The 24,825-nt window shown below is 48.0% G+C and carries 22 protein-coding genes; 9 read left to right on the forward strand and 13 right to left on the reverse strand.

The window, feature by feature from the left end:
• Positions 1–280 precede the first annotated feature (280 nt).
• The 3 genes from QUB68_RS26410 (at position 281) to QUB68_RS26420 (ending at position 3,886) form a co-directional block, all read left to right on the forward strand.
• A complete protein-coding gene (locus tag QUB68_RS26410) occupies positions 281–829 on the forward strand; it encodes an inorganic pyrophosphatase (protein WP_332997891.1) in 549 nt (182 codons plus the stop codon).
• A gap of 159 nt (positions 830–988) precedes the next feature.
• Complete coding sequence (locus QUB68_RS26415) at positions 989–2,341, forward strand: serine/threonine protein kinase (protein WP_332997892.1); 1,353 nt, start codon at positions 989–991, stop codon at positions 2,339–2,341.
• 174 nt (positions 2,342–2,515) lie between these two features.
• Positions 2,516–3,886, forward strand: coding sequence for a serine/threonine protein kinase (locus QUB68_RS26420; protein WP_332997893.1), 1,371 nt, complete (start codon positions 2,516–2,518; stop codon positions 3,884–3,886).
• Positions 3,887–4,057: 171 nt separating this feature from the next.
• Here QUB68_RS26420 and QUB68_RS26425 read toward each other — a convergent pair whose 3' ends face one another.
• On the reverse strand, positions 4,058–4,210 hold the full coding sequence (locus tag QUB68_RS26425; protein WP_332997894.1) for a hypothetical protein: 153 nt from the start codon (positions 4,208–4,210) through the stop codon (positions 4,058–4,060).
• A gap of 31 nt (positions 4,211–4,241) precedes the next feature.
• Between QUB68_RS26425 and QUB68_RS26430 the strand changes: the two genes are divergently transcribed.
• The 3 genes from QUB68_RS26430 (at position 4,242) to QUB68_RS26440 (ending at position 6,854) form a co-directional block, all read left to right on the forward strand.
• Positions 4,242–4,754 carry an inorganic diphosphatase gene (locus QUB68_RS26430; RefSeq protein ID WP_332997895.1) on the forward strand — a complete coding sequence of 171 codons (513 nt, stop codon included), beginning with the start codon at positions 4,242–4,244 and terminating at the stop codon, positions 4,752–4,754.
• Between the two features lie 550 nt (positions 4,755–5,304).
• Positions 5,305–6,213 carry an MBL fold metallo-hydrolase gene (locus QUB68_RS26435; protein WP_332997896.1) on the forward strand — a complete coding sequence of 303 codons (909 nt, stop codon included), beginning with the start codon at positions 5,305–5,307 and terminating at the stop codon, positions 6,211–6,213.
• 74 nt (positions 6,214–6,287) lie between these two features.
• Positions 6,288–6,854, forward strand: coding sequence for a diheme cytochrome C (locus tag QUB68_RS26440; protein ID WP_332997897.1), 567 nt, complete (start codon positions 6,288–6,290; stop codon positions 6,852–6,854).
• 76 nt (positions 6,855–6,930) lie between these two features.
• On the opposite strand, the gene QUB68_RS26445 is transcribed toward QUB68_RS26440, so the two are convergent.
• The 5 genes from QUB68_RS26445 to QUB68_RS26465 all read right to left on the reverse strand — a co-directional run bounded on the left by QUB68_RS26445 (position 6,931) and on the right by QUB68_RS26465 (position 13,631).
• Positions 6,931–7,740, reverse strand: a complete 810-nt coding sequence (locus QUB68_RS26445) for a class I SAM-dependent methyltransferase (RefSeq protein ID WP_332997898.1) — start codon at positions 7,738–7,740, stop codon at positions 6,931–6,933.
• A 43-nt stretch (positions 7,741–7,783) separates the two neighbouring features.
• Positions 7,784–8,344: a Uma2 family endonuclease gene (locus tag QUB68_RS26450; RefSeq protein ID WP_332997899.1), complete on the reverse strand. Its 561-nt coding sequence runs from the start codon at positions 8,342–8,344 to the stop codon at positions 7,784–7,786.
• 46 nt (positions 8,345–8,390) lie between these two features.
• Positions 8,391–9,545 carry a phosphodiester glycosidase family protein gene (locus QUB68_RS26455; RefSeq protein ID WP_332997900.1) on the reverse strand — a complete coding sequence of 385 codons (1,155 nt, stop codon included), beginning with the start codon at positions 9,543–9,545 and terminating at the stop codon, positions 8,391–8,393.
• 261 nt (positions 9,546–9,806) lie between these two features.
• Entirely contained in the window at positions 9,807–12,926 is a 3,120-nt protein-coding gene (gene ppc, locus QUB68_RS26460; protein WP_332997901.1) for a phosphoenolpyruvate carboxylase, read from the reverse strand.
• Between the two features lie 414 nt (positions 12,927–13,340).
• A complete protein-coding gene (locus QUB68_RS26465; RefSeq protein ID WP_332997902.1) occupies positions 13,341–13,631 on the reverse strand; it encodes a hypothetical protein in 291 nt (96 codons plus the stop codon).
• Between the two features lie 262 nt (positions 13,632–13,893).
• Between QUB68_RS26465 and QUB68_RS26470 the strand changes: the two genes are divergently transcribed.
• The 3 genes from QUB68_RS26470 (at position 13,894) to QUB68_RS26480 (ending at position 21,409) form a co-directional block, all read left to right on the forward strand.
• Positions 13,894–17,442, forward strand: a complete 3,549-nt coding sequence (locus QUB68_RS26470) for a hypothetical protein (RefSeq protein WP_332997903.1) — start codon at positions 13,894–13,896, stop codon at positions 17,440–17,442.
• A 414-nt stretch (positions 17,443–17,856) separates the two neighbouring features.
• Positions 17,857–20,727, forward strand: a complete 2,871-nt coding sequence (locus QUB68_RS26475) for a zinc-dependent metalloprotease (protein WP_332997904.1) — start codon at positions 17,857–17,859, stop codon at positions 20,725–20,727.
• A 334-nt stretch (positions 20,728–21,061) separates the two neighbouring features.
• Positions 21,062–21,409 carry a XisI protein gene (locus tag QUB68_RS26480; RefSeq protein WP_332997905.1) on the forward strand — a complete coding sequence of 116 codons (348 nt, stop codon included), beginning with the start codon at positions 21,062–21,064 and terminating at the stop codon, positions 21,407–21,409.
• 74 nt (positions 21,410–21,483) lie between these two features.
• Here QUB68_RS26480 and QUB68_RS26485 read toward each other — a convergent pair whose 3' ends face one another.
• The 7 genes from QUB68_RS26485 to QUB68_RS26515 all read right to left on the reverse strand — a co-directional run bounded on the left by QUB68_RS26485 (position 21,484) and on the right by QUB68_RS26515 (position 24,717).
• The gene (locus QUB68_RS26485) at positions 21,484–22,107 is read right to left on the reverse strand and encodes a Uma2 family endonuclease (RefSeq protein ID WP_332997906.1); all 624 of its coding nucleotides are present in this window, start codon (positions 22,105–22,107) and stop codon (positions 21,484–21,486) included.
• 79 nt (positions 22,108–22,186) lie between these two features.
• Complete coding sequence (locus QUB68_RS26490) at positions 22,187–22,537, reverse strand: DUF5615 family PIN-like protein (RefSeq protein ID WP_332997907.1); 351 nt, start codon at positions 22,535–22,537, stop codon at positions 22,187–22,189.
• A complete protein-coding gene (locus tag QUB68_RS26495; RefSeq protein ID WP_332997908.1) occupies positions 22,534–22,863 on the reverse strand; it encodes a DUF433 domain-containing protein in 330 nt (109 codons plus the stop codon). The genes QUB68_RS26490 and QUB68_RS26495 overlap by 4 nt, the downstream gene beginning before the upstream one ends.
• Before the next feature lie 79 nt (positions 22,864–22,942).
• A complete protein-coding gene (locus QUB68_RS26500) occupies positions 22,943–23,578 on the reverse strand; it encodes a Uma2 family endonuclease (protein ID WP_332997909.1) in 636 nt (211 codons plus the stop codon).
• A gap of 19 nt (positions 23,579–23,597) precedes the next feature.
• Positions 23,598–24,032: an HNH endonuclease gene (locus QUB68_RS26505; protein ID WP_332997910.1), complete on the reverse strand. Its 435-nt coding sequence runs from the start codon at positions 24,030–24,032 to the stop codon at positions 23,598–23,600.
• On the reverse strand, positions 24,025–24,438 hold the full coding sequence (locus QUB68_RS26510; protein ID WP_332997911.1) for a hypothetical protein: 414 nt from the start codon (positions 24,436–24,438) through the stop codon (positions 24,025–24,027). Before QUB68_RS26510 ends, QUB68_RS26505 begins: the two co-directional genes overlap by 8 nt.
• Before the next feature lie 87 nt (positions 24,439–24,525).
• Positions 24,526–24,717 carry a hypothetical protein gene (locus QUB68_RS26515; RefSeq protein ID WP_332997912.1) on the reverse strand — a complete coding sequence of 64 codons (192 nt, stop codon included), beginning with the start codon at positions 24,715–24,717 and terminating at the stop codon, positions 24,526–24,528.
• Positions 24,718–24,825: the final 108 nt, after the last annotated feature.

A 24,825-nucleotide genomic window follows, 5' to 3' on the forward strand; every position in this document is an offset into this window, starting at 1 on the left:
GCGATCGCCATTGCGGCCCGCGTTTGGCGATCGCGAGATCGACAACAAACAAAGCACTTCAACTTTCAGAAGAGCTGAAAAAATAGTTAGGACTTGCGCCAGGATTACCCAGTTTATGAAAAAAATCTTGGGGAAACGCGACAAAATATCCGCTCAGAAACCGGATTTTTGACCCCGCGCCCGTAAGCCTTAATAGCATTGGCGGCCCGCTTTCAGCAGCTTGCTTTCAGCAGATAGTCAAAGTTCTAGTCTTAGATATAAAAAACTACTAGCGTCAGTTATGGATAATTGGAATTCGCAATCGGGAGATATTGAGTGGGTAGATCAGGTTTACCAACTATTGCTAGAGATTGCTCGCAGCTCGCTGTCAGATATCCCCAGAATCCCCGAAAACATCACTCAAAAGTCTCTTCCCCTGATCCAGAAATTACAAAGCATTCCGCCAAGACCCCAGGGACACGCATTTAAATCAGATTCCTTTTCAGTAAACGATCTCGAATGGGTGGCTCAAGTCCGCCAACTACTCGAAGAACTGACCGGCGAGTCTTTGTCGGAACGGCCAAAAATGCCGGAAAACCTGGCGAGCAGAGCTTTGAGTCTGGCAGATAAGGCACAAAGTATCAAAGAAACCATAGAAGACTATACACCCGAGAGCCCAACAGATGAAGATGAGAGTTCCTTGCAGTCTCCAGACGCGCTGCTGAACCTCTTGCACCAGAGCTTAAAAACTCACCGTGCCAAAAGCTACAAACCCGACGCTCCCGAATGGCAGCAAGTTTTGAGCCTGCTCGACGTAGTGCAGTCAATTTACCAGCAAATCCAAAATTAAATTCAAGCTTAACTCAGGGGCGTCTTTATTGTGCGAGATCGCTGGCTATTAAAGGGAGTTGCTCTTTGACATAATTTTTTTTTGCCATAGCGCGAACATTTCCGATTATTGCACTTTTGTCAACTAAACTAGGTTTAATCGGTTCTAGGGCAGGAGAACATGAACGGACAAAACATCGGCGATTTGTCAAAAGAAATATTAGCCGATCGCTATCAGTGCGATCGGCGACTCGGCAAGCAAGCAGGACGGCAAACTTTACTCGCCCGCGACTTAAAAACCCAACAGCAAGTAGTAGTCAAACTCCTCTCATTCAGCAGCGATTTCAACTGGGAAGACTTAAAACTGTTCCAGCGAGAAGTCGAAACCTTAAAATCCCTATCCCATCCCGCAATTCCTCAATATCTAGACTCCTTTGAAATCGACACACCCAGCCGCAAAGGATTCGCCCTAGTTCAGACTTACATCGAAGCCAAATCCCTACAAGAATATCTTTCAGACGGCCGCACCTTCAGCGAAAACGAAGTCAAACAATTAGCAAGAGCATTATTAGATATCCTCGCCTACCTGCACCAGCGACAGCCCCCGGTAATTCACCGCGACATTAAACCCAGCAATATTTTACTCAAAAATCGATCGGGCAACAGCGTCGGCGAAGTCTACCTAGTCGATTTCGGTGCAGTTCAAACCCTAGCAACCCAACAAGGGAAAACAGTCACCGTTGTCGGAACTTATGGCTATATGCCGCCAGAACAATTTGGTGGAAGAGCCGTTCCCGCTTCCGACTTGTACAGCTTGGGAGCAACATTAATCGCCTTAATTACCAAGCAGCATCCAGCCGACTTGCCGCAGCAAGATTTGCAGATCGAATTTGAGCAATTCACCCAACTCAGTCCCGGTTTTACCAGTTGGCTGAAGTGGATGACGCATCCGAGTTTAGAGCGCCGTCCCACTTCTGCCAAAATAGCCAAAGAAGTTCTAGAAAAACCACAGCAAATAAATAAATATTCCCTACCAATGAGGCAGGGAAAAACCGTGAATACTGCTAAATTGTTTGAGAATGCGATCGGGCGCAGCACTTTGATAGGAACTCTATCTGTAGGAGCTTGTGCAGCAATTTACGCTACCTTTCTGTTGCCGATTCTGGGGACAATTGCGGGAGGAATCGTAGGTATGTTTCTCGGATTGCTGCTGGGATTGGAGAACGGAATCATCATCGCAATTGTGACGCGATTGTGTTTTTTCCCCCTAGCTAATCCCAAACTTCACCGACAGGTTTTAATGGCGATAGCTACTGGAATCTGCACTTTAACAAGCATCGGCTTCTTCATTAAGCTTGACGTGGCGAGCTTGTTTGTTGGAAGAGCTGTTGATTCAATGGGTTATAGTAGTTATACACCCTCGATCGCCAAACTTCTTTTTTATGTTTTTGCACCCTCGCTAATTGCAGGATTGTCAATGGGGATAAGTAGCAAACATTTTGCCAGGTGGTATCAAAAAAAAAGTGAAGTGTAATCTTAACTCTTCGGGATTGAGAACTAATCAATTCAAATTCAAGTTAAACAGTTGACAGTTAACAGCATACAGGTTCACATTGAAAGGAAAGGTTTTTAAACTCGGGATTTAAACTCAATTCTAAAAACAATCCGCCGGCAGGTAGCTAACACTCAGGAATATTTGGAAAAAAACATGACTGGCAAAATATTAGCAGAACGTTATGAATTGCAGCGGCAATTGGGAAAACAAACCGGCCGCCAAACACTGCTGGCTCGCGATTTGGAAACTCAAGAATTAGTTGTGATCAAACAGCTATTCCTCGGCAGCGATTTTGAATGGCAAGACCTCAAGCTATTTGAACGGGAAGCGGAAACTTTAAAAACACTTTCCCACCCGGCAATTCCCCGCTACCTCGATTACCTGGAAATTGACGAACCAAACAGTAAAGGATTTGCCTTGGTACAGACTTATGTAGGGGGGAAAACTTTAGAAGAGCATTTGCGAGCGGGTCGTACTTTTAGCGAAAATGACGTAAAAGAATTAGCTAAATCGCTGTTAGAAATTTTGATTTATTTGCACCAGTGCAATCCGCCTGTCATTCACCGCGATATTAAACCCAGCAATATTTTACTGGACAACAGATCCGGTCACACTGTCGGACAAGTTTATTTAGTTGATTTTGGTTCCGTGCAGAACCAAGCTGCAAAATTTGGCGGTACGATTACAGTAGTCGGAACTTATGGATATATGGCACCGGAACAATTTGGCGGGCGAGCAGTTCCAGCTTCGGATTTGTATGGTTTAGGTGCAACTTTAATTTATTTAGTAACGGGTTTGCATCCCACTGAACTTTCGCAGCAGGATTTCAGAATTAAATTTGCCGATAGAACAACCCTTCTCAATCCTAACTTAATTGATTGGCTGGAGTGGATGACAGAACCGAGTTTGTCTAAGCGGTTATCTTCGGCTGGGGAAGCATTGCGAACTCTCAAAAATCCCCGCCCGATCGACAAAAGTATTATGCCAGTGCAGCCGCTAGGCAGCGAGATTGAATTAACAAAAAATTCGGAGTTTATAGAAATTGTAATTCCGCCAAAGGGAGCCGGTTTTGGTTTAATTTCTCTGTTTACGGCTGCGGTTGCTGGGAGTCTGGCATTGTGGATGAAAAATGATTACGATTTACTCCCGCTATCTTGGCTGCTGATAGTAGGATTTTTTTTAGTGGCGTGTGGAGTAATGTTTCTCTTTGCACTATTTCGGGAATTGCATCTGGTAATCGATCGGCAGCAAATCTCCTATAGCAGCCACCTGCTGGGGTTGAAATGGCCTTATGCTCGATCGACCCGCAGACAGGACATTTCCTATGTGGAAATTGAAGAAGTTGAATATTCTAGGGACTATATGCAGCAGAAAAAATTCACAGTTGTTGGGGCGAACGTTCAAGGGGGCGATCTAAAATATCAACTAGGAGCAAAGCAGGGACTGAGCGAATCAGAAATCGAGTGGCTGGCCACAGAGCTCAGCCAGTGGTTGGGATTAAAATTCCAAATAACCCAGACATAATGCTTACAGAACTTATATTACAGCAGTTTTCAGGTAGGTTCGGTATTGCTGACATCAGGCACCAATGTCAGAAACCGGGTTTCTGGCAAAGACTCTGGATCGGGACCCATATTCTTCGTTCAGAAACCCGGTTTCTTGGGACTTACTGAGAATCGTGCAAAATATCAGGTATTAGAAACCCGGTTTCGTAGGGGCAACCCCCCCCCCTGTGGTTGCCCTGGGTTTGGAGGGGTGTACTTCATGGACTTGGGGGAGAGCTTTATGCAGCCGATCGCCCGATCGCCCGTAAAATGCTATCAAAGGGATTTGGCAAGTAGCACTCATCCCGATCACCTGTTAACTTGGAGATATTGTTGTGGACTTATCGCTAATTCCGGCACAGCCGAAACCAGGACTGCTCAACGTCCTCATCGAAATTACCGCCGGTAGCAAAAACAAATACGAGTTTGATAAAGAGTTACAAGCCTTTGCTCTCGATCGAGTGCTTTCTTCCTCAGTCCAATATCCGTGCGACTACGGCTTCATACCCAATACCTTGGGCGACGACGGCGACCCGCTCGACGCTATGGTGATGATGGATGAGCCCACATTTCCAGGGTGCATAATCGCGGCCCGCCCGATCGGAATGCTGGAAATGATCGACGGAGGCGACAGGGACGAAAAACTGCTGTGCGTTCCCGACAAAGACCCCCGTTACGCTCACGTCAAGTCTCTCAAAGACGTAGCTCCCCACCGCTTGGACGAAATAGCCGAATTTTTTAGAACCTACAAAAATTTGGAGAAAAAAGTGACCGAAATTCTGGGTTGGCAAGATTTCGATCAAGTAATGCCGCTAGTAGAAAAGTGCATCGCAGCCGATCGCAAATAAGCCGAACTGCGCCGGACTCCTCGACTGCAACCCAACTAAAAATTCAGGCGGTCGAACTTAAGGCGACCCCTGCACGTCTAGGACGTGCAGTCGAGGAGCGGGTGGCTAGAATCTAAAATCATAGGTGAATGCGGAGTTACCCGACCGCATTCCTCACACAGCCACCCCGGCAGCAACCTTGAAAAAAATACTACTGATAGAATAAGATTAAGCCCAAATTCTCAGCACGCACGGGAATGCGTTCTACGTTTGAGGAAATTTTACCCAAACACAGACATCAACGCTATCTTAAATCTGAGAACACAGAACACGCCGGGCAGCCTGCTTGCGGCAAAAATTAATCTCTCAAGCATGACATCTGCTACACCAACGAGCCCGTTACGGTTTAGGCTTCTAATAGCCAAAGTGTTCGGTAAGTCAGATTTCCTGGTTGGGTAACTCGGTAATTTCCCGAACTAGCTTTTTATAGTACAGATTGCTAAAAACTAAAAACTAAAAACTAAAAACTAAGATCTCAACTGCCAAGTTCCTGCGCCCAAAGCTAAAAAAGATGCCAGATTCCGCACCATCTCCAGCCAATCCACAGCCTTCCGCTCAGAAAGCCACTATGGAAAATAGTCCTTTGACCGAGTTTGTCGTTCAGTTTTGGGGCGTTCGGGGCAGCATCGCTACCCCCGGCACCAAAACAATTCGCTACGGAGGCAACACCTCTTGCGTAGAAATGCGTTTGGGTAAAAAACGCCTGATTTTTGACGGCGGCACCGGTTTGCGAGTTCTGGGCCTCAACCTGCTGGGACAAATGCCGCTGGAAGCTCATATGTTTTTCAGTCACACTCACTGGGATCACATTCAAGGCTTCCCGTTCTTTACTCCTGCTTTTATCCCGGGTAACTGCTTTCACATTTACGGAGCGATCGCCCCGAACGGCACTACAATCAAACAGCGTCTTGCCGACCAAATGCTGCACCCCAATTTTCCAGTCCCGATTCAGGTGATGCAGTCAGATCTCAAATTCAACGATTTGACTCCGGGCGATATTGTCGAACTCGACGATGTGAAAATAGAAACGGCACTGCTCAACCATCCCAACACTGCGATCGGATATCGAGTCACCTGGGAGGGACACACTGCCGTCTACTGCACTGATACAGAACATTTTCCCGATCGCTTGGACGAGAATGTGGTACACCTAGCCCGCGACGCCGACGTGCTGATTTACGACGCCAACTACACCAACGAAGAATATTACAACTTCAAAACCCCGAAAGTCGGCTGGGGACACTCGACTTGGCAAGCAGGAGTAGAAATAGCGAAAGCTGCTGGAGTCAAAAAGATCGTGATGTTTCACCACGATCCGGGTCACGACGACAATTTTCTCGATCGCGTCGAAGCAGAGGTGCAGGCAGTTTTCGCCAATGGGTGCTTGGCCCGCGAAGGCATGAGCATACCAGTGATTTAGAAAACAAATCCATGCGGGCTGCGAAAAAACCGCCTCCAGACCGCAGAAATTAGCAGCCAGAAGGCCGACTTACAATGAACCACAAAAAACCCCCCAAGCGTCGCTCTCGTGGCTTGCGGGGGCTATATTTAACCTTGCTGATATTGATAATTACCTGTTGTACTGGAGGCGGATGGGTAGCAGCGCAGACTGCTGGCTCCAACACTCCGGCGCGACTGGCTCAAGTGTCTGCAATCGAAGATAATGGCACTGTCGATCGCATCCCCGAACGCTACCAACTCGGACAGCAACTGTACCTAGAAAACTGCGCCACCTGTCACATCGGTTTACCGCCACAAGTATTGCCAACCGAAACCTGGCGCCGCTTGCTGCAAGATCCCCAACACTACGGACAAACCATCAAACTCCTAGTAGACCCGCCCCGGCTGCTAGTGTGGAACTACCTGCAAACTTATTCGCGTCCTCAAGCCAAAGACGAAGAACTCGCCTACCGAGCGGCCAGCTCTCGCTATTTCAAAGCTCTGCACCCCAGAGTAAAACTGCCACAACCCGCAAATATCAGCAGTTGCGTTACTTGTCACCCCGGCGCGTCTCAATACAATTTCCGCAAGCTTACCGCCGAGTGGGAAAACTCCCCGTAGCGAACACAGGACTTATCCACCATACCTTGCTGAATAACTCCAGCACTAAAGCTCACAAACACCAAAACTCCTTAACTCATTCGTCCTCAACCGTCTTTTCCATAATCTCAAAAGTACACAAATGTTCTAAAGTGATCGCTCCTCCCAACTCTTGCTCTATCTTTGCTCTCAACCCTGCAAATAAAGCATTTCTCGCTTCCGCCTCCAGCGCTATATAAGGAGAAAGCGTACTCAAAAGCATTAGATAATCATCAGTATTGTAAGTTATATTATACCCAAATTCATCGGAAATTAATTTCTGAAAACGACCCGAATCAATGACTGTTTGGTTGATTGCTTGTAAATTTAATTTATCCTGTTCTATACGTTCATATTTTGCCAAAGATGGAACAAAATTTTGATACACTTCCTTTAATACTTGAAACACCTCATATCTCGGCGACGGCACTACATTCCACAACAAAATTAAAGGGCAATTGTCTCGCAAAGCATCAGCCACTTTTGGGCAAGCAATCTCTGGCGGTATCCAGTGAAATGAAGTTGCTGCTAAAACTGCATCAAAACTGTCCGTTTGTAAATCCCATTCTTCAAAGCTAGTATTTTGAATTTCAACATTTGGATACTCAGCGCAATTTTGCTGCGCGAATTGACACATTTGTAAGCTCGGTTCAACACAAACCATTGAAAAGCCGCGCCTAGCAAATTCTACGGTAGCAATTCCCGGGCCGCATCCTATTTCCAGAATCTTTGCTTTGGGAGGAAGCTGAGCTAATTCGATCGCGCGTTGAATCAAATCCACCGGATACCGAGGTCTGACTCGATTGTAAGCTGTCGCCACCGCCGAATAACAACTTCTTCTTTGTTCTAACTCTTTATCTGCGTCCATCTGCGTTTATCGGCTCCATCTGCGGTTAAAGCTGAAACACAAACTAAACAGGCAAAAATAGTTCTGAAAAACTAATTTCAATTTCAGGAAAAGCTAGCATTCTAATCACAGCATTATCTGCAACAACTATCTCAGATTGATAGCCTCCCGGCGTAGGATTCCGGTAAATATATGCCTCGCGCGCAGCTACATCTAAAATCCAATATTCAGCAATATTTGCTCTAGCATAAATCAGAGCTTTTTCCCGGCGGTCAATTTGTAATGTCGAGTAGGAAACTTCAATTAACAGCAAGATTTCGCTAGGGTTTGGGTGATGGTCGCCATAAGCGCCCGGATCGATACGAACAACTGCTATATCTGGTTCTGGTTCCGAAGTCGCTAAAGTAATTGGCAACTGCGCGCGAATTTCTGCTAAATCTCTTAGCAGGTGTTGTAGATATCGATCGCTGCGCTGGGTTGTGCCAGCATGGAGCGGTGTTTGAGGACTCATTTCAACAATTCTCCCATCTAGCAATTCAATCTTATCACCTTCAGTGAGAATGCCAGCTTCAATCATCCGATGATATTGTTCGACTGTCCAGGTTTTTTCTTTTGTTGCTGTCATAATCTTTGCCTGCAAAAGCTTATGTCATATTATAGCAATTGCGAATTCAGTCAAAAAATACTGATTTGTCCGGCGTTGGTCGATCGCCCTTTTGAAAGCGTTCCCAAGACTGCTTTAATTGAGCGGGAGCCGGATATTCGCGATCGTAAACAGCCAGCACATTCGTCAAATTCCGTCCCGGCGGCAATAAAATCTGCCCTCGATGAGCCAAACCCACCGAAGCGCCCCCGTCCAAATTCATCGCTTCAAAACAGCCGATAGCCCGCATAACTTTAGCTTCAGCTTCCAAAGACAAACTATCAAGAAAAGTCACCAAAAATAATTTATCCCTCGAAGCCGGAAACCCGATCGCCGTTCTCGAACCCACGCCCAAAACGTGAGAATCCTTAAATCCTTCCGACAAAGGAGACAGCCAAACTTTCCCCTGCTTCACCAATCTCGGCCCGCAAGTCAGAGAAAACCAATGTTGACTCCAATCCGGCTTACCTTCGATTCTAGCTGTCACCATTTCCAATTGATTTCCCGCTTTAATTCCCAAAGTCGTACCGTAATTTTCCCAGCGGCTGTATTTGAGAAACTTACCAGCAGCCACCATATTACCTAGCACAGCTTTCTGGTCATCTTTACCAAAAAAAGTCCCGTTCGCAACAACAGCAGCCCGGTAACGCGCTACCATATTTTCAAAAGGTTCGTCGCCGTGTGTTACTTGAGAATTATTTGCTAAAGCTGCATCATTAGCTAACCCAATTGTGATATAAATTTCCGGGTCTGCGAGGTCAATAGTTGTGAGATAAAAACTGGCGCCAGCTACAGTTTTACTGCTGACTTGTACGGGTTTTGCTTGATTGGCGGAACGTCTGATAATTTGAGGTTGAGACTGCACCGCAGGAGGATTTTTGGCGTTTGGTTGAGTGGTTTCCTGGGCTTTGACGATGGGATTGTTGGGCAGAGTTTGAGGATTTTTCTGTATTTTGACAACAGGATTTTTGGGTAGAGGTAGAGGAGTTTGATTTGATTGTTGTTTTGATAAAAAAGCGAGGGACTTTTGCCACATTTGACCCGCGAGAGTTAAGAAATTATTTCGGTTTTGGGCGATCGCAAAATAGTCAGCCAACACCCGCGCCAAAGCTATGCCGATTAAAAATAAAAAAGTGCGCCGCACTATCGGGCGACAACCTTGAGACTGTTTGCGTTTAGACATATAGCCTTTCTCAGAAAGATGAGGTACTATCCGGCATGGGCCAAACAGGGCATAGGGCATAGGGCATAGGGCATGAGGCTCTCCTCACCACGCTTGAGAACCGCTATATAGCAGAAGGAAGAAGTCAGTAGTCAGTAGTCATTAGTCATCAGGAAGAAGGAAGAAGGAAGAGTTAATAAAATCAAAGATTTCACCGCAATGCGCACCTTACCATTCTTCGGGTGCGCAATGCGCACCCTACTACTTAAAAACTCAAAACCATCAACCCGTATTCCGCATCCCCGCGGCAATACCATTAATCGTCAACAGAGCTCCCCGCAACAATTCACCCTTGCTGTAACGCGAGTGAATCACCCCCGGAACGCTGCCAGTACCGTGCTGCCGCAAGCGTTTTAGCAGCGAAACCTGCAACAAACCCAAAGGCACAATCGTGGCATTTCGCAACTGCACGGATCGCTGAAGCGACGGATCGCCGTCCAACAAACTCTGGTGTCCGGTAATAGTTAAAACCAAATCCCGAATCAAGTAAAATTCGGCAGCCATTTGCTCGAACAAAGCCTGAAAACGCTCCTTGTCAGCAGGCAAAGCCAACTCCCGCACGTAGTGTTCTGCAATCTGCAAATCTACCTTCGATAAAGTCATTTCCACCTTGGAAATTACCATTTTAAAAAACGGCCATTTCAAGTAGAAATACTGCAAAAGTTTTAAATGTTCTTCTGGTTCCTCCAGCAAAAACTCTTGCAAAGCTGTGCCGACACCGTACCAAGAAGGCAGCAAAAAGCGGCTTTGAGTCCAGCTAAACACCCACGGAATTGCCCGCAAACCGCTGATGTCTTTCTTGCCGCCGCGACGGGCGGGGCGAGAACTAATTTGCAACTGGCTGATTTCTTGAATCGGGGTAACGTGGTGGAAGAAATCGACTAAATCCGGCTGTTCGTAGATTAAATGACGGTAGTGCGATCGCGATCTCACCGACAACTCCTCCATAATCTCATTCCAAGGGTCGATGCCGTCAAAACCAGTGTGCAGCAAACTAGCTTGAATTACCGCCGCCGCCACAGTTTCCAAATTGTAAAGCGCCAACTCCGGCAAAGAATATTTAGAAGCCAAAACCTCCCCTTGTTCGGTAATCTTAATTCGCCCGTTGATACTCTTTCCGGGCTGAGCCAAGATCGCCTTGTAAGCAGGCCCGCCGCCGCGCCCTACCGAACCGCCCCGGCCGTGAAAAATCCGCAACTCTACATTGTAGTTTTCCGCAACCACTTGCAAAGCTTTTTGAGCTTTCTGAATTTCCCAATTGCTGCTGAGGAAACCAGAATCTTTGTTGCTGTCCGAATAGCCCAGCATCACCTCTTGCAATCTGACCTTATGAATTGTGGATTGGGAATTTTTTTCGCTTTTTTTCGCTATTTCCTGCGCGTATCCTCCGCTTAGCAAAGCCCCATAAAGCGGCAGTTCAAATATCTGCTGCATTACTTCCGGCGCTTTTTTCAAATCTTCCACTGTTTCAAACAGAGGAACTACTTGAATGCTGCTAATTCCGGTTGCTGGATCGTAAAGTCCTGATTCTTTTGCTAACAGCAAAACCGCCAGCATATCGCTGACATGGTGGGTCATGCTGATCACGTAAGTTTCGCAAATTTCCGGGCCGAATTCCTGGTGCATTTGCCGCAATATGCGGAAGGTATTAATCGTCTCGCAAGTTTTGGGAGAGAAGGGCAATTCTGCGGGAATTAAAGGGCGGCGAGTTTGCAGTTCAGTTGCGAGCCAAATAATGCGATCGCCTTCCGACATCTCGTTATAAGACTTGGGCAAAATTTGCAAGTATTCTGCAATTTCGCTCAAAGCGTCGGAGTGTACTGTTGACTCTTGGCGGATATCTAGGTAAGCCAAGTTAAATCCGTAAATTTCTACTTGACAGAGCAGATTTTCCAAGTCGCGACAGCTCAAACCTGTTTCGACTAAATTGTGCTCGATGAGCTGCAACTCGGCCAAAAATTCAGCGCCCGATCGATAAAGGCCGGTCATTCCGGGATGTTCTGAGAGAGCCTCGCGCTCCCGCTGCAACTCGTCTCCTTTGTAGAGCCGCCAGTTGCGATCGCGCGTATTTTCCAGCCGCTGGAGCACGTAGGCCAGTTTCAAGCGATAGGGTTCTTGGCGGTAGCGGATCGCCCACTGTTCGTAAACCTCGGGAAATTCCGATTTGTCGCGATCGAGAGATTCCAGCAATTCTGGCAATACGTCGCTCCAGTGCAGCGACAAACTCAAAAGTTCGTTCAACCGCTTCACCGCATTAATGTACTTGCACAGCACTAAATGGCGTTGATAGCAAGCAGTTTGCCAAGTAACTTTCGGAGTCACAGAAGGATTGCCATCTCTGTCGGAACCTACCCAAGAACCGAACTTGCAAAAATTGTAACTCGGCGGTTTCAGGTAAGGGTAAGAAGCGTGTAGAGCTTGCTTTAAGCGCTGGTAGAGTTCGGGAATCGCATCAAACAGCACTTCATCGAAGTAGTGCAGGGTGTACTCTACCTCATCTAGCACCGTCGGCTTGAACTGGTGCAGCTCGTCAGTGCGCCACCAGAGGCGAATTTCTTCCATCAGTTGCTCTTGCAGGGCCGCAGCTTCCCAGGAAGACACCGGGTAGGGGCTTTCAGTTTCGGCCCCCAGTACCTGAAATTTCTCGTCAACTTGGTCTAGCTTTTGGAGAATTTTCGCCATCCGCCGCTGCTTGGTGCGGATCGTGTTGCGGACAATTTCCGTGGGGTGAGCGGTGAATACTAAGCGGATGTCTAACTGATCGATCAAGCGCTGGATTTGCTGGCTGGGCACGTTTAAGCGCAGCAGCATCGGGAACAGTTGGTGAAATGTGCCGGCGTCTTTGGCGATCGCCTCGCTGCTGTCTACTTTGCTCAGAGCTGTTTGGGCGGGGCCTTCCCGGTGTCGCGGGCGATCGGGCGCATCCGTTGCTTGTCCCGGCAGCTTAGAAAACATTCGTCCGCCAGCATCGTTGCTGCCAGAATAAGCTAGCTGTTGGTCTCGCTGTTCGTAGTGCTGTTCGACAATGTTGATCAACTGAAAATACAGTGCAAAAGCCCGCGCCGCGCGGATGGCGGCGTTGAGGTCGAGTTTTTCGATTAGCTGTAGGACATTCGACTCGCGAAAGTGGGTGGCTTGTCCCTCGGCGGAATTGACCGATCGCATTTGTTGGAGCAAATCTACCAATTCCTGCCCGCACTCCTGTCGCAGCACCGATTCCCACAAGTCCTCTACTACTTTGAGGCGATTGCGCAGAAACAGGTCGGATTTTGAGTATGGGGCAGAATGGGGAATAGATGTTGCATCAATAGCCTGTTCTGAAGACTGGAGGACTGAACTCATCGGGCTGTTCCTCAATAGCTGCGGGTGTCAAGAAGATTGTATGGTTTAGTTTCACCTAAAACACTTTTGTTTGCAGTCAAATTTGAGACATCTTATACAATTTTCGATTGGCGATTGCAGATTGTCGAAAAGCGGATAACTTATGACAACCAGGGTTTGGAGTAGGGGCGCAGCCTTCCCTGCTGTTTTCAAACTAATCTGAGGTGAAGCGGGCGATCCACAAGGCACTTATAGCCTTTCTCAGAAAGATCAGGTACGCGAACGGCATAGGGCATAGGCCTCCGTGGGCATAGGCCTCCGTGGGCATACCTCACCACGCTTGAGAACCGCTATATGTAGAAGCTAAAAGCAAAGACAAATTTTGTTAGCACGATTTTTACCGATTGTCAAGCTTTTCTGTAAAAAAAATACATTCTAGCTTTCTTGGGCGCTCTCGTCGTGCGATCGAGGAAAGTTGAGCACCGGGAGGCGCGCTCCCCGAAAGACTTCTTCGCTTTCAACGCCGATCGAGCCAACAAAATCAGCAGCAGCTTTGGCCGCCAGCAACCCGCCCAACATGGGTAAGGCAACCAAGCTCAATAAAATATCTGAGGCAACTGGTAACTTTGGACTCTCAGGTGTTTGATTTTTGGGCAAGTCTTGGTTTGGCGACGGCATAAATCTCTCCTGCGTGATTCGGTATCCCCAGTTTACAGCAGAAGTCATTAGTCATTAGTCATTAGTCATTAGTCAGGACTTCTTGCTTCGCTTAACTTTGGCCGATCGTGTGTCAAAATACAGTCGATGTACTATCAAAAAAACTATTCTCCAACGATCGCAGCCGAGGGGATGCAGGAGTCCGCATTCTCCACCAAGAGTTAAACCAGACGAAACGGTTAGGCTCGGTAAATAAAATACTTGTATGTAAAACCTGTAAACTGTGCTATCTCTAGAAAACAAAACCAGCCTTGACGAAAATTAAAGTCCCATGTTGAATGCGAACGGGAGCATATTGCCAGATAATCGATCGCCCGCATCGCAGTGGGCGCAATCCGCTTTAGGGCTTCGGGAAGTGCAGGTACAAGCGCGCTTGCGCGGAAATCACCTGCATATTTTGTGCGAAGCGCCAGCGTGTCCGTCTCAGGAATTGGTGACGGCGAGATTTATGCGGGCGATCGAACAAACTGATTTAACGCGACTGTTGCCCGATCGACCTAAAATTTACCAGTTATTTCTGTGCGGCCGCAAACTGGGTTCCCGACAAAACGACTGGACAGTTCGCCTCGATTGCAACACTAAACAGCAACAGCCACAGCAACCGGAACCAAAACCAAAACCACAAGTTTCAGAAGTGCCGCCAGCGACTCCCCCCGACAGCGAACCGCCAGCAAATCCTAAAGGCGGCGGATTTTTTGCCAAATTTAAGAACGAAAACCGCAAACTCAAACAGACACCCGTGCCGGTAGAAACCCCCGCAAATCTCCAGCAGGTGCGGGAAGAAATGGATTTTGACGCCGCCGACGCAAGTATCCCCATCGCCGAGCGCATTGAATACCCAGAAGTTTTTGAAACTTCCCAGGTGACGATCGACACAACGCCCGTGCGGGAAGCTTTCAGTCCCCCAATTTCGCCCCGCGAGCCGGAAAAAATTCACCAGAAAAAAGCAGTTGGCGGCGGTGTGGCTGTGATTCCATCCCCCAAATCCGGCTCGGGCGACAGCGGTGGCGGTGGCACCCTAGCAGTTTCGCCAGAAACTTTGGCGCGCATGGGCTATCCAGATGCGATCGCCAGCTATCTCAGCGAAATCCTCGGGCCAATGGGAGTTTCCGTAAAAGTCAGCATTCGCGAAAAAGAAGTCAAAAGCAGGGGTGAAACTAGCGCCGATGCGCCGGAAAATCTCAAGCCCAAGCAGAAGGAGCGCAGGCTGCTGGTGCTGTGCGAGTCAGCTTACAGCCCCGATCCCTCCTTGCTGGCAGAACCGATCGCCAGCAGGCTGCGGAAACTGCAACTAGAGGATTTCGCCGCAGCAGTAATCGGCAGCCAAGTTGCAGGCGAAGCAAAACCGGACTGGGTGCTGCGAGTGGATTTGACTGCGCCGGACACAATTCTCAAGGAATGGGCGCGCTGGGGAGATGTACCTGCGATCGCCAAACTGCTGAATCAAAACTTGGCAGCATCGAAAGTCGAAGTGCGGGCCACCCTCAAAGAAGCAACGCTGCACCTGTTTTGCAGTAAAACTGCCAACAAAGGACAAAAATCCAAACGGCAAGAATACCCCGACAAGCAGCAAACCACCGACGCGATCGCCCCAATGCTTGCCTCCTTCGCGCCCCAAGGCATCCGCGCAGCTACAATCTACGGCGTAGAACCCCTCACCGACAGCAAGACAGAGCCCGAGTCACCCGTGTGGATCGACTGGGTAGACTTGGCGGCAGCCCACCACCCCGAGTTAGCTGCGAGCCCCAGAATATTGGCAGCCGCAGGCGACCAATTAGCCTTAACTTTTTTGCTCGACAGGTTCCTCAATCCCAATCTCAACCGCAAGCTGGAAACTGGGGGGATTCGGGCTGTGGCGCTACACAAAGCCAACGTGCTGCACGTCATGACTGAAGCTCTGACTTGCCCTTCTCAGTCGAAGGTAGGGCCGCCGGTGGCTAAATTCTTGCGACAGTTACAAATTCCCGGAGTGGATGGGGTGCGAGTCTACGGACGGCGCGCCGGCCAGAAACTGCCCCTGTGGCGCTACGGAATCGACCTCAGAACGGCGGTTGACCTGGAATCACAGGCCCCAGTACCCGCGAGTTCGCAACTAGCTGTGCTGACCCAGGAATCGGTGCCGGAGTTTGCGGCAACCGAGGAGGGGAATTTTTCGGGTTTGGGCGAGAATCTGGTGTTCGATGCTCCGGCTGTAGACGGCCCGCGCCGCGGCTTCAAAATCAGACTCCCCGGCTACAAGCTGGGCGAGCAGTTAGTTCATGCTGCGGTGCAACCGCTTGTGGCTTCGGGTTTGTTTGTTCCCAACGAGGGTTTGTCAACTTCGGCCCAGGCCCCGGGCGGCGTGAGAGCCGATCGCGCGGCGGGAATGGCCTTGATTTGGCTGATCGCTGGCTGTCTGCTGACTTTCAATACCGATTGGTTCCTAGGTCTATTTCTGAAATCTGCGACGGTCAGTCAAGCTCCTAGCGCCTCGGAAGTTTGCAGTGGCCCAAATTGTCAAAATTCATCCCCCAAGCCTCTGAGCGAGGCTCAAGCCTCTGTAACGAGCCCGGAATCCCCGCAACCGGAACCTGCTTCGGCGGAGGTGAATTTGCCTCAAATTCCCTTGCAGCCATCGCCTGAAGGGAACCGGGAACAGGCTTTTAACGGCTCTGGGTTTACCAAACCGGGAAATACTAGCGTTCCTGTAGCTGATGTTTCTGTTGCTCCCGTGTTCCCGACTTTGAGGAGCGAGCAGCTTGACGAACAGATTGCGCGCTACCAAGAGTACATCCGCCAGCACAAAAAACCGCCGGATATTTTAATTGTGGGGAGTTCGAGGGCGCTGCGGGGCATCGACCCGGCGGTTTTGGAAACGGCTTTGGCGGCTGGGGGCTATCCGGGGCTGAAGGCATACAATTTTGGAGTCAACGGAGCTACTCTGCAAGTGGTAGATTCGATCGTCCGCCGGATTTTGCCGCCGCAACAATTGCCGAAATTGCTAGTTTTGGCGGACGGGGCGAGAGCTCTCAACAGCGGGCGGCCTGATTTGACTTTTAGTGCGATCGCTTCTTCCGAAGGTTACAGGCAATTGGCCCGGGGCAGTTTTCTGATCCGCACCAATCAATTAGAATCCCCAACATCGCCCAGCGGTGTCAACAATCCGGTGGCGACAGCTACTGAATTGGTGCACAATTTGGAACAAAGTCAAGTTAAGATTCAGCAACTGCTGAGTCAAAAGTTGGTTGATGGTTCTGCAACTTACAAAAACCGCGATCGGCTTAAAGGATTTTTGCGATCGCTGGCGAATCCATCAGCCCCTGCTGTAACCGCCAGCCCCCAAACCGCAGCCAGCGACAAACAAACAACTGAAAACGCCCAGCCAATGGCTGAGGGTAAAGCACTCAGCGACTTTCAACCAAACGGCTTTTTGCCGATCGACATCCGCTTCAATCCCGATACTTACTTTCAAAAGCACCCAAAAGTATCTGGCTATTACGACTCCGACTATCAAGATTTTAAATTGGCAGGAGAACAAACTGTAGCACTCAAAAACATGATCGAATTTACCAAAGTTCGCAACATCAATCTGGTGTTTGTGAATATGCCTCTCACGGTCGATTATTTAGACCCAGTGCGGACAGGTTATGAACAAGAATTCCGGCAATATATGCAACAACTCGCAGGTCAAACCGAGCTAATTTTCCGAGATAATAGTTTATTGTGGCCCGAGGCGCGGGAATCTTTTTCTGACCCCAGCCACCTCAACCGTTACGGTGCTGTTGCAGTTTCTAAGCGGTTAGCTCAAGATCCGATGATTCCGTGGCCGGCCGAGAAGTAGAGAGGGTGGGAGAGTGTGAGAGTGGGAGTAATTAACAGCTACTGCTAAGCGAGAGATTGTCTGTTATGTTCGAGGGAGAGAGTGGCAAAATTACGGCTGACGCACGCCGATTTCAGAAACCGGGTTTCTAGGAAAATTTCTCGTAACTCGTTGCAAAATCTCGTAGAAACCCGGTTTCTAGCCCCCACCGCCGATTTCAGAAACCGGGTTTCTAGGAAAATTTCTCGTAACTCGTTGCAAAATCTCGTAGAAACCGGGTTTCTAGCCCCCAGGCGCGTCAGTTTGTAGGGTGTGCACTGTGCACCAGTTGACTTCGTGGCCCATTATTCCCCCAGCGGTTGACTTTTTCTGTGCTATGAGAGCGCACCCTACAAGATGAGCCGGTGCCAAATGTGTACCCTACAAACACTGAACATGAAAAGATTGATATTTCCTAAAAATAGCCAAAATCAACAGATAAAAAATCCTCGAAAAAATCTGCCTTTAATATTTTTTATATTATCTCTAGTATTTTTCCTGTTTAGTTTGTATAAAGGTTTATTTTTATCTCATGCTTTATCAGCGCCGCCGGGGAAAGAACAAACTAGCGAACAGGAAGCTCTGCAACCCTTTGAACAGGTTGTCAAAGATGCCCAAAAGTTGGAGGGACTATTTACCCTTTACCGCAATCCAGCAACTAATAAAGTTTATCTGGAAATTACACCGCAACAACTCACCAAAAAGTTCCTGTGTTTTGTGACATTGGCCTCGGGTTTGGGGGAAGGAGGCATTGTTAGCGGATTGCCGATCGGCGATTTCTTGTTTCAACTGCGGCGAGTCCAGAATAACGTGCAGTTTGTCATCCCAAATATCAATTTTCGCACCAGTCCGGGCGACCCGCAAGCCGGTTCGGTGGAAAGGGCATTTAGCGAGTCGATTCTCTATTCTTTGCCGCTCAAAAGCATTCACCCGCAAAGGCAAACTCTGCTGATCGATTTAGGCGATTTGCTGATGAGCGAAAAGCGCGATTTACCGGGGGTTAAAGCGATTTTGCCGACGATTTTGGGTGCTTCTTACTCGATCGATGAAGACAAGTCTTATTTTAAAGATGTTAAAGCGTTTCCGCTGAATGTAGAAATTGCTTCTATTTACGGCTTTTCCAGCGATAATGACAGTGCCGTTAACTATTTACCTTCGGTTCCCGACAGTCGCGCTTTTAACCTCCGCATTCACTACAGTTTCTCGGAAGTGCCGCTAAATAACGGCTACCGCCCCAGACTTGCAGACGAGCGAGTGGGCTATTTTCTGACAGCATATAAGGATTTTTCTGACAAAACTGGCCGCCAGCCTTTTGTGCGCTACATCAATCGCTGGCATTTGCAAAAGCAAATCCCCACCGCGCCAATGTCGCCTCCGCTGGTGCCGATCGTCTTTTGGATTGAAAACAATGTGCCTCTGGAATACCGAAACGCAATTCGCGAGGGCATTTTGGAGTGGAACAAAGCTTTTGAAAAGGCAGGTTTTACTGATGCGATTCAGGTTAAACAAATGCCGGATAATGCTAAATGGGACCCGGCTGATGTCCGCTACAATACTATTAGGTGGTCGAGTTCTTTTGAGCCTGAGTTTGCCGGCCTCGGCCCGTCTCGCACTAACCCGCTGACTGGGGAAATTTTGGATGCTGATATTTTGTTGGATGCGAATATTGTCCGGCAAATTAAACAGGGATATCGGTCTTTGGTGGAACAAAATAGATCGGTTGCTCGGAGTTTTCAAGGGCGAAACGGCTCTAATACCAATCCCTGTCAGTTCGGGATGTATTCTCGCTATTTGCAGATGCTCGAAAATGCGGATTTAAAAAAAGATGGCGAAAGTTCTTCAGGTGGAATTGCTGGGGATTTGCCGACTTTGGTGGAACGCTATCAACAGCAAAAACGCTCGCCTTTGGATCGGTTGCTTTCGAGTTCGGATATGTGTTTTGGGCTGGAATCAAGTCAGCAATTTGCGATCGGGGCAATGTCGATGTCGCTGTTGGAAAATGCAGCGCCTAACAGTCCAAAAATCGAGAATTATGTTAATGAATATATCCGACATTTGACTGCGCACGAAGTCGGTCATACTCTAGGTTTGAGGCACAATTTTCACGGTAGTACGATGCTGCAACCGGAAGATTTGAACAATACTCAGGTAACTCGCGCGCAAGGTATGGTGGCCTCGGTGATGGATTATGTGCCGATTAATTTGGCACCGCAGGGAACTGTTCAGGGCGACTATTATCCGACGATTGTAGGGCCTTATGACGATTGGGCGATCGAGTACGGTTACAAAGTTATGGGTGGCGTAAACCCCAACAGTGACTTACCAGCGCTGCAACAAATTGCCAGCCGCGCAGGGGAACCACAATTAGCTTACGCGCCGGATGAGGATGCTGTTGACATTCTCGATCCGGCTGCGAATACCTTCGATCTCAGCGGCAATATGTTGAGGTATTCGCAATGGCAATTGGATAATTCTAGGGCGATGTGGAAGCGTTTAGAAAAGCGAATTCCGGTTGGGGAAGATGGTTATAACGAACTGCGGGTGATGTTTGATTCGGTGTTCGGGTATTATTTTCAGCAGGTGATGAATGCTACTTTGTATGTGGGGGGACAGTCGTTTAGTCGGATTCGCCCGGGAGATAGCAATGGGAAATTGCCGTTTGTGCCGATCGAGCTTTCGCAGCAGCGGGAAGCTTTAGCAACATTAGATAAGTACGTTTTTGCCCCGGATGCGTTTAGTTTTGCGCCGGAATTGCTGAACAAATTAGCACCTGCGCGCTGGGATCACTGGGGAAGTCCGGCTTTGGTGTTTCCTCTAGATTACCCGATCGGCGATCGAATTACTTTTATGCAGCGATTTGTGCTGCGAGTGTTGCTATCTCCGGTGCGGCTAACGAGACTGCGCGATGCTGAGTTAAAATCATCGCCGGGAACAGCTTTAAAGTTGCCAGAAGTGTTGGATACCGTGCAAAAAGATGTTTGGCAGGAGGTTTTGCAGCCGACAAATAAAAAGATGGAGATTTCGACTTTTAGGCGATCGCTACAGCGGGAACATTTGGCAATTTTGATCGGAATGGTGCTGCGAAAAACGAATGTTCCAGAAGATGCGCGGAGTTTGGCTTGGTACGAGTTGCGGCAGTTACGGGAGGGTTTGAGCAAGAGTATTCGGAATTTGGACAGGAATGCGGATGCTTATACGCGGGCTCATTTGGAGGAAACGCGCGATCGAATTTCTAAGGTTTTGAATTCGCAGATTCAGTCAAATTAATCTGATCATGGGGGCAGAAGATGTTAAATTTTGTAGGGGCGGGTTCACCAAAAATAATTGCTAATAATCAACAATCTCATAAACCCGCCCCCGCCCATACTTTGAGAGATTCTTTAAACAAGAAGTTGGGCAATTATATCCAATCCGGTAGCATGGGAATTATTAGTAGCCGAAATTAGGAGACGGCAGTGCCGTGTCCCTACCGCGATTAATTGTAGGGACACGGCACTGCCGTCTCCTCTATATCATAAGGAGTGTAACCGGAATTGATATTGCTAGAAGAACCATGTTTTCGTATGATAGTTTTTGACCAAAACACGGAGGAGATTATCCAATGGCAACCGCAAATCAACCCGTAGACCAATGGCGTGAGACGTTGGAGCAAATTCTCCAATATTATGCGGATATTCCTTACACTTATGGGGATGTGATTACCTATTTGGTTGTCAGCCGCGATCGCAATCATTTTATGCTGATACATGAAGGTTGGGAAAATCATCTGCGAGTTCATGGTACTGTGGTTCACGCCGAAATCCGCAATGACAAAATCTGGATTCACTATGATGGCATTGAAGACGGCATCACTGATGAACTCGTCGCTGCTGGTGTGCCCAAAGACTGTATTGTTCTGGCTTTCCATCCACCGGAAGTCCGAGAGTATACTGGATATGCGATCGCATAGTTTCTCGTCTTGACCAAGATTTTAGATAATATCAGCATGAACTTGGAATATACTGTACAAATAATTTGCCAACGCTAAATTTCGGTCATCGCAACGATTTGAGCGATGGTTAATACCAACTGAGGAAACGTTGGAGAAACAATAGTGGCTTCTCCTTTATATCGCAGTGCCTGATATTCACCATCGATTAAGCGGTTGATGGTCACCGTAGACTGTTTTGGAGAACCAATATACTGAACGCCTCCCAACCCTGCATAATCAACGATCCAATACTCCAGGATTCCTAAAGTTTCATACTCATTCAATTTGATGCGGTAATCATCCCGCCAATTCGTACTGACAACTTCGATCGCTAAGGGAGGTGGAATATAGGCAGCAGCAGAGGCAGAACTTTGACGCATTCTGACCCATTCTTCCTTGGCAAACACCACAATGTCGGCTTTACGACTCGATTCACTTTCGCCCGGGGCAGCGTTCAATCTGACTTGTTTACTTTGTCGAGGAACGTAGGGAAGGTTCAAGGATTGGCAATGATCTACCAAGAGACGACATAAACCATCGACGACATCCTCATGTTTGGCTGTGGGTTCACTCAAGGGCATGGCAACTCCATTGACTAGCTCAAATGACCTGCCGGAGTCGTCATCCCAGTTGAGAAATTCCTCGAAGGAAAGGGTTTTTTGGGCGATCGCAATCATTGATATTAACCTTTTGCGTAGGTTGACTCTCTGTTGTCTGTTTCTAGCTTAACGGTTTCGATCTCCATTTTATTGTGCATCAAAGGGGTAACTTAGCAATACGATCGATCCATTCCTCTGCACCAGATACTGCCCAAATCAAGAGTAGTTCTTCGATGACAACTTCCATCGGTATTTTTCGGGAAACAATAATGACACCAGCACTCTGATTGGTAGTAATGAACTCAGCAAATTCCGATGGCATTGTTTTGCGATCGTGGCTAACAAGAACACGTCTTTGCTGTGCTGCAATTGCCAGCACATCTAAATCTTTAACGCCTTCTAACCCAGCAGCAAAGGCAGTTTGAAAGTCGATTGTAGATTCTCGTCGCAGTAATCCTGTGACGATCGCCTGATTCAAGTCAGCATCAGCTTGGTAGCACACATTCACGATCGTACCTGCTTTCTTGCTGCCTTAGCTGCCATCAGTTTGTTGTACAAAGCTGGATCGCTGGTTTGTAGAGGTTGAGGCATGGCATCAAATGCAGCTTCTTCGGCGGCTAGGTAAGCGTCGATTTCAGCGCGGTTGGCTAAATAAAATGCGATCGCCCCATAAACCTGTTCCAGTGTCAGTAGTGGGAAAGACTGAACAATACTTTCGGGCGATAGTCCTTGTTGGAAAGCATAGGCGATCGAGTCAAGAGAAATCCGAGTTCGTTCAACCCAATAGGCATCATTCCGATACTCTATATAAGTTTTAACTGCTACAACTGGCATACATTTTTTGGGATTTTAACTACTTATTATTGTAGACGGATTCGATCGAGTTCGTCTGGAGTGGAATTGCGATCGACGCTTATCGGTTAGCTAGTTGTTGCTTCAAATCGCGGATTGCAGCGCTGGTGTTGCGTTGGTAAGCAATTTCTACACAGCGGGCGATCGCACTTTGTAGATCGAAGTCGGGAAAATAGAGGCTTTGGGTTTGAACTTGATAGTTTGCACCTTGCAGCCGATAAATTAATAGTTGTTGTTTCTTATACAGCCATATTTCAGGAACCCGATAGGGAAGATAATCTTGCACGTCGGAATAACTGGTGACATCAATTTCGATGACTAAATCTGGCGGCGGATCGTTTTGCCAATCAATCCGCTTTTTGCCACAAATGGCTTGCCAGTTGTTAATATAAAAGCAATAGTCTGGTTCAATTCCGCTTTCTTCTGGCACTGTCATGGTGATAGGAGTAAACGCATCGTATTCCCGCCCATCGCTATCTAGGATGGCTTTTACAATGTCAGCAATCAAGTTTGCATCTTTTCCGTGTACGGGTAAAGGTGACATCAGCAATACTTCTCCATTGCGATACTTCAGACGCGGAATTGAGCCATCTCCTCGGCGATCGTACAAACTCTGATAATCTTGCCAGGTTGCAGGTAAGCGCACTACAGAACCCGCAGGCAATTGAATTTTTTCTGGTGATACGAGGGCAAACATGGTCTAAACTCCCTTTTTGCTACGAATCATTGTGAGGTGGATGTAGATCGATAGAATGCAGAACTCCTCGAAGATTGACTACTCCTTCTCGGTTGAGTTGGAGCCGATCGATGGTAGCGCGTCCAGTCGGTGTTAAGCCCAACATTTGAGTCGAATCGCTGCTCCAAGTAAAGTGTTCGCTCCAGTTATCCCGTCGAGGATGATAAAGTGGGACAGAGCCACCTGTAACGGGGTCGATCGCCTCACTATGACTGTATTTGAAATTGTTGCACCCTTGACAAGCGATCGCCAGATTATCCAAATCACTGGTGCCACCTTTGGAGCGAGGGATAATGTGTTCAATGGAGAAGGGATCTGGAGAGAATTTAGCTTGACTGAGACAATACTCGCAGCAACCATTGGCGCGTTGTTTAATGAATTGTCGTTGCTGCTGTGTGAGGCGGGATTCAGACATAATCAACGATATCGGGATGAGGATTGATGCCGAGGGTCTGCATGAGGTCTGTCAGAGGTTGGTTGCGGAAGGTTGCGAGTTGAATTAAGGCTTGAATGCGGGTAACGTTGAGTTGTTCAAGTCGATCGCTCATTTGGATCAGTTGCTTGTGTTCTTCGGGAGTCAGGGTTTCGGCATGACGCTTGGCGATGAGGGCATGGTATTCTTCCCAGGTTTGTGCACTAAAGCCGATGTTAATTTGTTGCAGCAAGTCGGCTTCAGTAGGTTGGGTGGTTGGATGTCTAGGCTGGAGGCGTTCTTGCAGGGTGTTGAGGATGTAGCGATCGGGTTCAACGCCCTGTCGAGATGCTTCAGCACGAATCTGGTGTTCGAGTTCGGGAGAGAGGTTGAGGGTGATGGTGGTCATGGTTATCTTGGCAGCAACATCTATTTATCATTTTAGCGATCGGGCTTTCACCTTATCTCGAACTTCATCGCCTGGGACTTCTCGATTTTACTGCCCGCGTCCTGGTTTGCAATCTACGAAACCTAATGCTTCTGTGTCGAGAAAACTGGCGATCGCCGCTGCGATCGGATATTCAATTTTCGCAGCACGCGCAATTAGAGCAGCTTTAATTCGTTCTGGCAAACGTCCCAAAATAACTTCGGCATCAGGAGAAAGTTGTTCTTGAAGTTTAGCTTGCATGACATTCACCTTTGGGTTGGAATTTGATAGATACATTCAAGCCACTACCCAACTCAGATTTAGCGGTCTAACGTTGCCAATCACCCGCCGCAAATTACCTCAGACTGC

This window comes from Microcoleus sp. A006_D1, assembly GCF_036702805.1.
GTDB lineage: Bacteria > Cyanobacteriota > Cyanobacteriia > Cyanobacteriales > Microcoleaceae > Microcoleus.

Coding starts and splice junctions, on each gene's coding strand:
- QUB68_RS26500 (WP_332997909.1), bottom strand. CDS start 23,578: ATGTTTGCCCTCGTATCACCAGAAAAAATTCAATTGCCTGCGGGTTCT.
- QUB68_RS26450 (WP_332997899.1), bottom strand. CDS start 8,344: ATGACAGCAACAAAAGAAAAAACCTGGACAGTCGAACAATATCATCGG.
- QUB68_RS26465 (WP_332997902.1), bottom strand. CDS start 13,631: ATGACTTCTGCTGTAAACTGGGGATACCGAATCACGCAGGAGAGATTT.
- QUB68_RS26475 (WP_332997904.1), top strand. CDS start 17,857: ATGAAAAGATTGATATTTCCTAAAAATAGCCAAAATCAACAGATAAAA.
- ppc (WP_332997901.1), bottom strand. CDS start 12,926: ATGAGTTCAGTCCTCCAGTCTTCAGAACAGGCTATTGATGCAACATCT.
- QUB68_RS26420 (WP_332997893.1), top strand. CDS start 2,516: ATGACTGGCAAAATATTAGCAGAACGTTATGAATTGCAGCGGCAATTG.
- QUB68_RS26435 (WP_332997896.1), top strand. CDS start 5,305: ATGCCAGATTCCGCACCATCTCCAGCCAATCCACAGCCTTCCGCTCAG.
- QUB68_RS26455 (WP_332997900.1), bottom strand. CDS start 9,545: ATGTCTAAACGCAAACAGTCTCAAGGTTGTCGCCCGATAGTGCGGCGC.
- QUB68_RS26470 (WP_332997903.1), top strand. CDS start 13,894: ATGTTGAATGCGAACGGGAGCATATTGCCAGATAATCGATCGCCCGCA.
- QUB68_RS26510 (WP_332997911.1), bottom strand. CDS start 24,438: ATGACCACCATCACCCTCAACCTCTCTCCCGAACTCGAACACCAGATT.
- QUB68_RS26480 (WP_332997905.1), top strand. CDS start 21,062: ATGGCAACCGCAAATCAACCCGTAGACCAATGGCGTGAGACGTTGGAG.
- QUB68_RS26505 (WP_332997910.1), bottom strand. CDS start 24,032: ATGTCTGAATCCCGCCTCACACAGCAGCAACGACAATTCATTAAACAA.
- QUB68_RS26410 (WP_332997891.1), top strand. CDS start 281: ATGGATAATTGGAATTCGCAATCGGGAGATATTGAGTGGGTAGATCAG.
- QUB68_RS26485 (WP_332997906.1), bottom strand. CDS start 22,107: ATGATTGCGATCGCCCAAAAAACCCTTTCCTTCGAGGAATTTCTCAAC.
- QUB68_RS26495 (WP_332997908.1), bottom strand. CDS start 22,863: ATGCCAGTTGTAGCAGTTAAAACTTATATAGAGTATCGGAATGATGCC.
- QUB68_RS26445 (WP_332997898.1), bottom strand. CDS start 7,740: ATGGACGCAGATAAAGAGTTAGAACAAAGAAGAAGTTGTTATTCGGCG.
- QUB68_RS26440 (WP_332997897.1), top strand. CDS start 6,288: ATGAACCACAAAAAACCCCCCAAGCGTCGCTCTCGTGGCTTGCGGGGG.
- QUB68_RS26415 (WP_332997892.1), top strand. CDS start 989: ATGAACGGACAAAACATCGGCGATTTGTCAAAAGAAATATTAGCCGAT.
- QUB68_RS26425 (WP_332997894.1), bottom strand. CDS start 4,210: ATGAGTGCTACTTGCCAAATCCCTTTGATAGCATTTTACGGGCGATCG.
- QUB68_RS26515 (WP_332997912.1), bottom strand. CDS start 24,717: ATGCAAGCTAAACTTCAAGAACAACTTTCTCCTGATGCCGAAGTTATT.